The 9,056-nt window shown below is 72.6% G+C and carries 8 protein-coding genes; 5 read left to right on the top strand and 3 right to left on the bottom strand.

Annotated elements, in window-relative coordinates; all coding sequences use genetic code 11:
- On the bottom strand, positions 1–528 hold a 528-nt coding region (locus tag ABZW11_RS45730; RefSeq protein WP_355432694.1), incomplete at its 3' end, for an MFS transporter.
- 90 nt (positions 529–618) lie between these two features.
- Between ABZW11_RS45730 and ABZW11_RS45725 the strand changes: the two genes are divergently transcribed.
- The 5 genes from ABZW11_RS45725 (at position 619) to ABZW11_RS45705 (ending at position 6,654) form a co-directional block, all read left to right on the top strand.
- A complete protein-coding gene (locus ABZW11_RS45725; protein ID WP_355432692.1) occupies positions 619–1,560 on the top strand; it encodes a LysR substrate-binding domain-containing protein in 942 nt (313 codons plus the stop codon).
- Positions 1,561–1,644: 84 nt separating this feature from the next.
- Positions 1,645–2,013, top strand: coding sequence for a hypothetical protein (locus ABZW11_RS45720; protein ID WP_355432689.1), 369 nt, complete (start codon positions 1,645–1,647; stop codon positions 2,011–2,013).
- Positions 2,014–2,022: 9 nt separating this feature from the next.
- The gene (gene boxC, locus ABZW11_RS45715) at positions 2,023–3,606 is read left to right on the top strand and encodes a 2,3-epoxybenzoyl-CoA dihydrolase (protein ID WP_355432686.1); all 1,584 of its coding nucleotides are present in this window, start codon (positions 2,023–2,025) and stop codon (positions 3,604–3,606) included.
- A 15-nt stretch (positions 3,607–3,621) separates the two neighbouring features.
- Entirely contained in the window at positions 3,622–5,031 is a 1,410-nt protein-coding gene (boxB, locus tag ABZW11_RS45710) for a benzoyl-CoA 2,3-epoxidase subunit BoxB (protein ID WP_355432684.1), read from the top strand.
- 87 nt (positions 5,032–5,118) lie between these two features.
- Positions 5,119–6,654, top strand: a complete 1,536-nt coding sequence (locus ABZW11_RS45705) for a benzoate-CoA ligase family protein (RefSeq protein ID WP_355432681.1) — start codon at positions 5,119–5,121, stop codon at positions 6,652–6,654.
- On the opposite strand, the gene ABZW11_RS45700 is transcribed toward ABZW11_RS45705, so the two are convergent.
- Positions 6,651–7,289 carry an SAM-dependent methyltransferase gene (locus ABZW11_RS45700; RefSeq protein WP_355432678.1) on the bottom strand — a complete coding sequence of 213 codons (639 nt, stop codon included), beginning with the start codon at positions 7,287–7,289 and terminating at the stop codon, positions 6,651–6,653. The two genes, ABZW11_RS45705 and ABZW11_RS45700, sit on opposite strands and share 4 nt — an antisense overlap.
- A gap of 109 nt (positions 7,290–7,398) precedes the next feature.
- Positions 7,399–8,919, bottom strand: coding sequence for an acyl-CoA synthetase (locus ABZW11_RS45695; RefSeq protein WP_355432675.1), 1,521 nt, complete (start codon positions 8,917–8,919; stop codon positions 7,399–7,401).
- Positions 8,920–9,056 lie beyond the last annotated feature (137 nt).

Genomic DNA, 9,056 nt, shown 5'->3' with positions numbered 1-9,056 from the left:
CCTCCCACCGCCGCGAGGCGTCGTCGTCGCCGCGCAGGAAGTCCAGCGCCTCATCCACTGCCGGGTGCGACAGCTGCGAACCCCGCACCACCGCCCCAGCATGCCGCCCACCGAGTTGCCCGCGATCATCGCGCCCACGGCCCCGGCGAGCCGTCCCGTGCCGAGCTGGTCGGCCAGGTACGCCGCCGCGACCCCGGCGAACCCGGCGATCGCCACCCCCTGAGCGGCCCGCAGCGTCAGCAGCACGGGGAACGACGGAGCCAGCGGCAGCAGCAGGCCGAGCAGCGCGGGCACCAGCACCGACCACAGGATGACCCGCCGCCGCCCGACCTTCCCCGCCAGCCAGGCCAGGGGCAGCACCGCGACCGCGAGCGACCCGGTGGCCACCCCGATCGCCAGCGACGCGCTGCCGGGATCCAGCCCGTACGCCGCCGCGAGCTGCGGCAGCACCGGCTGCGGCGAGTAGAGCAGGGCGAAGGAGGACAGGCCGGCCGCGGCGACGGCCGTACTGACCCGACGGGTGTTCACGGAGGGAGAAGCTTCAAGGACCGCCACGCTCTGCACGTTAGGCAACCTCGATAGATACGTCTAATACGGATATGGGCGAGAATTCATACCATGACGCATGAATCAGATGACCGGCTGGCCGCCCGCCTCGCCCCGACGCTCGCGCTGCTGGCCGCCGTCGGCGAGACCGGCCACGTGACCAGGGCCGCCGAGCTCCTCGGCATCCCCCAGCCCACCGCCAGCCGCCGCCTGGCCGCGCTCGCCGACCTGGTCGGCGCCCCGCTCGTGCTCCCGGCGGGCCGCGGCATCCGCCTCACCCGCGCGGGCCGCACCCTGGCCGCCGCCTCCAGCCGCGCGCTGACCGCCGTGACCGCCGCCGCCCGCGAGGTGCGTGAGGAGATCGACCCCGGCACCGGCCGCATCGTGCTCGGCTTCCTGCACCTGCTCGGCCGCACCCTCGTGCCCTCGCTCATCGGCGCCTTCCGCGAGCGCAACCCCGGCGTGCGGTTCAGCCTGGCGCAGGGCTCCCGCCAGGACATGCTGCGGGCGCTCCGCGACGGCGAGATCGACCTGGTGTTCGTCGCGCCCATGCCGCTGGACGACCCCGACCTCGTCACCCGTCCCATCGCCGACCAGGAGCTGGTGCTGTCCGTGCCGCCCGCGCACCGCCTGGCCGCGCGCAGGCGGGTGCGGGCCGCCGAGCTGGCGGGGGAGGAGCTGGTGACGCTCGAACCCGGCTACGGGCTGCGCCAGATCACCGACGACCTGTGCGCGGCGGCCGGGTTCGAGCCGCGGATCGCGTTCGAGGGGCAGGAGTCGGAGACCGTGCGCGGGCTCGTCGCGGCCGGGCTCGGCGTCGCCGTGCTGCCCCGCTCCGAGCAGCCGCCCGCGGGCGGCGTCACCGAGATCCCGCTGTCGCCCGCGCTGTTCAGGACGATCGGCATGAGCTGGCGGGCCGGCGACCGCCTCACCCCGGCCGCCCGCGCCTTCCGCGACCACGCCCTGACCGCCCTCCCACCCCACACCCCCGGCTTCCGCCCACCCCACCCCTGAACCGCCCACCCATGCACCGCCCCACCCCTGAACCACCCCACCCATGCACCGCCCCACCCATGGGCCTGCGCCAGACTGAGGCGCATGGGACAGCAGGACGGGGACGCGGGGGTGCCGGGTTCGCTGGCGCGGGTGCTCGCGCAGGTGCGGGACGAGCGGGCCGCGCAGGACGAACGGTTCGGGATGCAGGTGCTGCCCGACGGCACCGGCGGCCACGACGCGGTCGCGGCGGCCGACAAGGCGCGCGAGGAGACCGACGCGGCGGCCCGGGACGGCGCGCTGACGTGGCGGCACATCCTGGCCGAGGAGGTGATGGAGGCGTTCGCCGAGCACGACCCGCAGCGGCTGCGCGGCGAATTGATCCAGGTGGCGGCGGTCGCGGTGAAGTGGGTGCAGGCGCTCGACCGGCGCGACGTTCTACAGAACCTTGACGGAGAGCGCTCAGGTTGTTGAACTTGGGGCATGACAGGACAGCCCCAGGTGTCCTTCGACACCGGCCCAGGCCGCTACCGTCACCTCCGCCTTGAGATCGACGCGCCGCTGGCCCGGATCGTGCTGGCGGTCGACGAGGCCGGCGGGCTCGTCCCGGGGTATGACCTCAAGCTCAACTCCTACGACCTCGGCGTGGACATCGAGCTGTACGACGCCGTCCAGCGCCTGCGCTTCGAGCACCCCGAGGTGCGCGCGGTCGTCCTCACGGGCGGCCTCGACCGGGTGTTCTGCGCGGGCGCCAACATCCGCATGCTCGCCCAGTCCTCCCACGCCTGGAAGGTGAACTTCTGCAAGTTCACCAACGAGACGCGCAACGCCATCGAGGACGCCGCCCTCCACTCAGGGCAGATTTACCTGGCGGCGGTCAACGGCACGGCGGCCGGCGGCGGATACGAGCTGGCCCTGGCCTGCGACCGGATCATCCTGGTCGACGACGGGTCGACCGCGGTGTCCCTGCCGGAGGTGCCGCTGCTCGGCGTGCTGCCCGGCACCGGAGGGCTGACGCGGCTGACCGACAAGCGGGGCGTGCGCAAGGACCTGGCCGACGTGTTCGCCACCCGCAGCGAGGGCGTGCGCGGGGCGACGGCGGTGGCGTGGGGGCTGGTGGACGAGGTGGCGCCGCCCAGCAGGTTCGAGGAGACCGTACGCCGCCGCGCCCTGGAGGCCGCCGCCCGCTCCGCCCGCCCGGCCGACGCCGCCCCGGTGCCGCTGCCGCCGCTCGACCCCGACGGGTACGCGTACGAGACGGTCACCGCGGAGCCGGAAGGGGACCGGGTGACGATCACCGTGCGCGGCCCGGACGGCGGCGGCGACGGCTGGCTGCTGCGCATGACCCGCGAGCTGGACGACGTGATCCTGCGCCTGCGCACCAACGAGCCCGCGCGGGGCACCTGGGTGATCAGGACCGAAGGCGACACCGACGCGGTGCTCGCCGCCGAACCGGCGGGCGACGCGTGGCCGTACGGCGAGATCAGGCACTACCTCAAGCGCACGCTCAAGCGCCTCGACGTCACCAGCCGCAGCCTGATCGCGCTCATCGAGCCGGGCAGCTGCTTCGCGGGCCCGCTGCTGGAGCTGGCGCTGGCCTGCGACCGGCAGTACATGCTCGACGACCCCGGCGAACCCTCCGCCGTGCAGCTCTCGTCCGCCAACTTCGGCGCCTACCCCATGGCCAACGGCCTGTCCAGGCTGGCCTCCCGCTTCCTCGCCGACCCCGCCAAGGTGGCCCGGCTGGAGAAGGAGGCGGGCCGCCGCATCGGTCCCGCCGAGGCGCTGGAGCTGGGGCTCGTCACGTTCGCGCCGGACGACCTCGACTGGGACGACGAGGTCCGCCTGGCGCTGGAGGAGCGCGCCGCGCTCAGCCCCGACGCGCTGACCGGCATGGAGGCCAGCCACCGCTTCGCGGGCCCCGAGACCATGGAGACCAAGATCTTCGGCAGGCTGGCCGCCTGGCAGAACTGGATCTTCACCCGCCCGAACGCCTCCGGCCCCGAAGGCGCCCTGCGCCGCTACGGCACCGGCCGCCGCCCCGTCTACGACCGCGAACGAACCTGAAGCCGGGAGAGCGAGATGTCGATCGACTACTCCGAGCGCATCCCCAACAACGTCGACCTGGCCGGCGACCGCAGGCTGCGCCGCGCCCTGGAGTCCTGGCAGCCGCGCTTCCTGCAATGGTGGTCGGAGATGGGCCCCGCCCTGCCCACCCAGGACGTCTACCTGCGCACCGCCGTCGCCGTCGGCCGGGCCGGCTGGGCGCACTTCGACCACGTCGCGCTGCCCGACTACCGCTGGGGCATCTTCCTGGCCGAGCGCGACACCGACCGCCGCATCGCCTTCGGCCAGGACAAGGGACAGCCGGTCTGGCAGCAGGTGCCCGGCGAGTACCGCGCCGAGCTGCAGCGCCTCATCGTCATCCAGGGCGACACCGAACCGGCCAGCGTCGAGCAGCAGCGCAGGCTCGGCCTGACCGCGCCCTCCCTGTACGACCTGCGCAACCTCTTCCAGGTGAACGTCGAGGAGGGCCGCCACCTCTGGGCCATGGTCTACCTGCTGCACGCCTACTTCGGCCGGGCGGGCCGCGACGAGGCAGAGGCGCTGCTGACGCGCAACTCCGGCAGCGATGACTCCCCGCGCATCCTCGGCGCCTTCAACGAGGAGACGCCCGACTGGCTGTCGTTCTTCATGTTCACCTACTTCACCGACCGCGACGGCAAGTACCAGCTCGGCACGCTCAAGGAGTCGGCGTTCGACCCGCTCAGCAGGACCTGCGAGTTCATGCTGAAGGAGGAGGCCCACCACATGTTCGTCGGTACGACGGGCGTGGACCGGGTGGTGGAGCGCACGGCGCAGCTCATGCGCGAGCACGACACCGACGACGTGGCGGCGTACGGCGGCATCCCGCTCGACGTGATCCAGAAGTACGTCAACTTCCACTACAGCGTCAGCCTCGACCTGTTCGGCGGCGAGACCTCGACGAACGTGGCCAACTACTTCACCGCCGGGCTCAAGGGCCGCTGGCAGGAGGAGCGGCGCCAGGACGACCACCTGCTCACCGACGCGTACGCGACGGTGCCGCGGGTGTCCGGCGGCCGGGTGGTGGAGGAGCGGCTGCCCGCGCTGACGGCGCTCAACGCGGACCTGCGCGGCGAGTACGTCGCCGACTGCGTGACCGGCCTGAACCGCTGGAACCGCATCCTCACCGGCCACGGCCTGGACCCCGTCCTCTCCCTGCCGCACGTCGGCTTCAACCGCAAGGTGGGCGGGTTCGCCGGGCACCACCTCGCGCCGGACGGCCGGGTGATGGACGAGGCGGAGTGGGCCGCCCACCGCGACCGGTGGCTGCCCACACCGGCCGACAAGGAGCACGTACGCTCGTTGATGAGGCCCGTTCACGAGCCCGGCAGGATCGCCGCCTGGCTGGCGCCGCCACGCTCGGGCATCAACGGCAGGCCGCTCGACTACGAGTACGTGCGCCTCTGACCGCTGCCGTACTACACGACATTGACGGAGCCGCGTTCCTGTGTAGAAGATTCAGTCACGATCGCCAGTCTGCGGATGGGGACGCCCATGACGGCCGAGTCGTTCAACGCCAGCGTCTATCTCACCGAGCGCCAGGTCACGGCGGGAAGGGGCGGCCACGTCGCCGTCACCGGCCCGGCGGGCGCGCTCACCTACGCCGAGCTGGCCGCCCAGGTCGCCGACCTCGCCACCGGGCTGCGCCGCCTCGGGGTCAGACCGGAGGAACGGGTGCTGCTCGTCATGTCCGACCGGCCGGAGACCGTGGTCACGATCCTCGCCGTCATGCGGATGGGCGCGGTCGCGGTGCCGGTGTCCACCATGTACCACGCCGCCGAGCTGGGCGAGCTCATCCGTGACGCGCGGGCCAGGGTGATCGTGGCGACCCCCGAGTACGAGCCCGTCACCAGAGCGGCGCTGGCCACCGCGCCCGAGGCCGAGACGCTGATCACGACCGAGCCCGGCGGGTCGTGGGCCGAGGCGCTGGCGTCGGGGCGGCCGGCCGGGCCCGCGTACGACACCTGGCGCGACTCGCCCGCCCTGTGGCTCTACACCTCCGGCACCACCGGCGCGCCCAAGGCCGCCATGCACCGGCACGGCGCGATCAGGGACGTCTACGAGACCTACGGCCGCCAGGTGCTCGGCATCCGCGCCGACGACCGGTGCCTGTCGGTGGCGCGGATGTTCTTCGCGTACGGGATCGGCAACTCGCTGTTCTTCCCGCTCGCCGCGGGTGCCACCGCGATACTCGACCCGGCCCGCCCCACCCCGGCAGGGGTGCTCGAACGGGTGCGGGCAGAGCGGCCGACGCTGTTCTTCGCGGGCCCCACCTTCTACTCCGCGCTGCTCGCCACCCCCGACGACGCCGGCGCCTTCGACTCGGTCCGCCTCGGCGTCTCGGCCGGCGAGGCGCTGCCCGCCGAGATCCACCGCCGCTTCCTGGCCCGCTTCGGCGTGGAGGTCATCGACGGGCTCGGCTCCACCGAGGCGCTGCACATCTTCATCTCCAACCGGCCCGGCCGGGGGCGCCCAGGCACCTCGGGCACGGTCGTGCCCGGCTACGAGGCCAGGCTGCTCGACGAGCACGGCGCTCCGGTCGCCGACGGCGAGCCCGGCCACCTGTACGTGCGCGGCGACTCGATCGCCACCGGCTACTGGTGCCGTACGGCGACCACCCGGCAGGTGTTCCAGGGCGAGTGGCTGCGCACCGGCGACACCTACGTCCGCGAGCCCGACGGCGCCTACCGCTGCCTGGGCCGCTCCAACGACATGATCAAGGCGGGCGGCATCTGGGTCTCGCCCATGGAGGTCGAGGCCAGGCTGCTGCAGCACGAGGCGGTGGGAGAGTGCGCGGTGGTGGCGTACGTGGACGGCGAGGGGCTGGAGAAGCCGGTCGCCTGCGTGGTGCCCGCCCCGGGGCGCACGGTGGACGCCGCCGAGCTGGTCGGGTTCTGCCGGGACGGGCTGGCCTCGTTCAAACGGCCGCGCGAGGTGCTGGTGATGGAGGAGCTGCCCAAGACGGCGACCGGCAAGATCCAGCGGGGCGTGGTGCGCCGGCTGGCCGCCGACCTGCTGGGCAAGCGCTAGCTCTTCGGCGACCAGACGGTGACGGCGAACGGGCGCGGCGGGATCTCGTACACCTCGTCGCTGATCCTGGTCAGCGTGCCGTGCGCGTCGAGATAGCCGTGCAGCCTGGCCGCCTCGGGCCACGGATGCACGGCCACCAGCACCCCCTCGGGCGTCAGCAGGTCGCTGAGCTGCGCCGAGGCGCGGCGCAGGCGTTCGTGACGGCCCAGGTAGTAGAGGGTCTCCGAGCAGAACACCAGGTCGTGGCGGGGCTCGCAGCGGTGGGTGAGGAAGTCGGCGTGGACGAAGCGCACCCGCCCGTTCTCCGGCACGCGGGCCCTGGCGCGGGCCAGGGCCCGTTCGGAGACGTCCACCCCGGTGATCTCCGCGTCGGGGTAGGCCGCGGCCAGCGCGCCGGTGAACACCCCCTCGGCGCAGCCGATCTCGATGATGCGCCGGTACGGGCGGGGCGGCAGCTGCTTGAGCGTCACCTGGTACTTCTGCTGCTCGTAGCCGTCGGTCGCCAACTTCCACGGGTCGGGGGTCCGGTGCCACCAGTCGAAGTAGCGGCGCAGGAGCAGGCCCTGTCCCTCGGGCGAGAGCAGGGACAGGGTGCGGAAGAACGTACGGTGCAGGCGGTCGGGCAGACTCGGCATGCGGCCTCTCTCGGTCGGGGACCCCCATCGTCGGTCCCGGGACTTGAGGTGAAGTCGTCGCCGGATGGAGATTCCCGTCAACCACGAGGCCGACGCCTGCCCGCGCCCCCTACCCCATGGAGTCGCGTAGCTCCCGCTTGAGCACCTTGCCCGAGGCGTTCTTCGGCAGCGCGTCCACGAACACCACCCGCTTCGGCGTCTTGAACGGCGCCAGCCGCCCCCGCAGGAACGCGATCAGCTCGTCGGCGGTGAGCCCCGCGCCCTGCCGCAGCACCACCGCCGCCGTCACCGCCTCGATCCACTTGTCGTCCCGCACCCCGAACACCGCCGCCTCGGCCACCGCCGGATGCTGGTAGATCGTCTCCTCGACCTCGCGGCTCGCGACGTTCTCGCCGCCCGACTTGATCATGTCCTTCTTCCTGTCGACCACCGACAGGTAGCCGTCGGCGTCCATGACGCCCAGGTCGCCGCTGTGGAACCAGCCGCCGCGGAACGCCTCGGCGGTCTTGTCCGGGTCGTTCCAGTAGCCGAGCATGGCGTGCGGGCTGCGGTGCACGATCTCGCCCACCGTGCCGGGCGGCACCGGCTGGTCGAGGTCGTCGACGATCCTCGTCTCGACGTTCAGCGCCGGCCGACCGGCCGAGCCGAGCCGGGTCAGCTGCTCCTCCGGGCCGAGGATGGTCGCCACCGGCGCCATCTCCGTCTGGCCGTAGAAGTTGAACAGCCGCACGTCGGGCAGCCGGGCGGCGATCTCCTTCAGCACCTCGACCGGCATGATCGAGGCGCCGTAGTAGCCCTTGCGCAGCGACGACAGGTCACGGCGGTCGAAGTCGGGGTGGCGCAGCAGCGAGATCCACACCGTGGGCGGGCAGAACAGCTTCGTCGCGCGCTCGCCCTCGATCGTCGCGAGGATCACCGCCGGGCTCGGGCCGGGCAGCACGATGTTGGTGGCGCCCAGGTAGATGCCGGGCGTCAGGAAGCAGTGCAGCTGCGCGCAGTGGTAGAGGGGCAGGGCGTGCACCTCGACGTCGTCGTGGCTCATCTCGCCGTCGACCATGCAGGTGACGTACTGGGAGATGAGGCTCCTGCTCGACAGCATGGCGCCCTTGGGGCGGGACTCGGTGCCGCTGGTGTACATGAGCTGGATCGGGTCGTCGTCGGCGATCTCCACCTCGGGCTCCGAGGAGTCCTCGTGCGCCGACCACGCGCTGAACGGCTCCCACCCGCCCGGCCCGTCGCCGATCACCCCGCGTACGGCGACCCGCTCGGTCACCGCCGCCTGGGCGACCGGCAGCAGCGCCTCCTCGGCCAGCATCCCGGTCGCCCCGGAATGCTCAAGGATGTACGCCACCTCCTCGGCCCCCAGCATGAAGTTGACCGGCACGGAGATCGCCCCCAGCCGCGCCAGCGCGAAGTACGCCACCACGAACGCGTGGTTGTTGTGGCTGAACACGGCGAACCTGTCGCCCTTGCCCACCCCGCGCGCGGCCAGCGCGTTGGCCGTCCTGTTCACCACGAGGTCGAGGTCGGCGTAGCTCTGGCGCAGATCGCCGAACACGATCGCGGTCTTCGCGGGGTGGCGGGCGGCCGAGCGCCGCAGGAGGTCACCGATGGTGTGCTGCCGGGTCATACGGGGGGCACCCTTCAGTCGCGCAGAACGATGTTCGGGCGATCCTAGTCCGAAAATCGGAGAATTAGTGGGCAGGCGGCAGCGGACCCCGGCGTGCTGTGGCTGGTCGGGGTCGGTAACCAGCTGGCCGGATCAGG

The sequence above is a fragment of the Nonomuraea sp. NPDC004580 genome (assembly GCF_040609855.1).
Lineage (GTDB): Bacteria > Actinomycetota > Actinomycetes > Streptosporangiales > Streptosporangiaceae > Nonomuraea > Nonomuraea salmonea.
The sequence above is the reverse complement of the archived record's forward strand: the minus strand, read 5'-3'. Positions and strand labels throughout refer to the sequence as shown.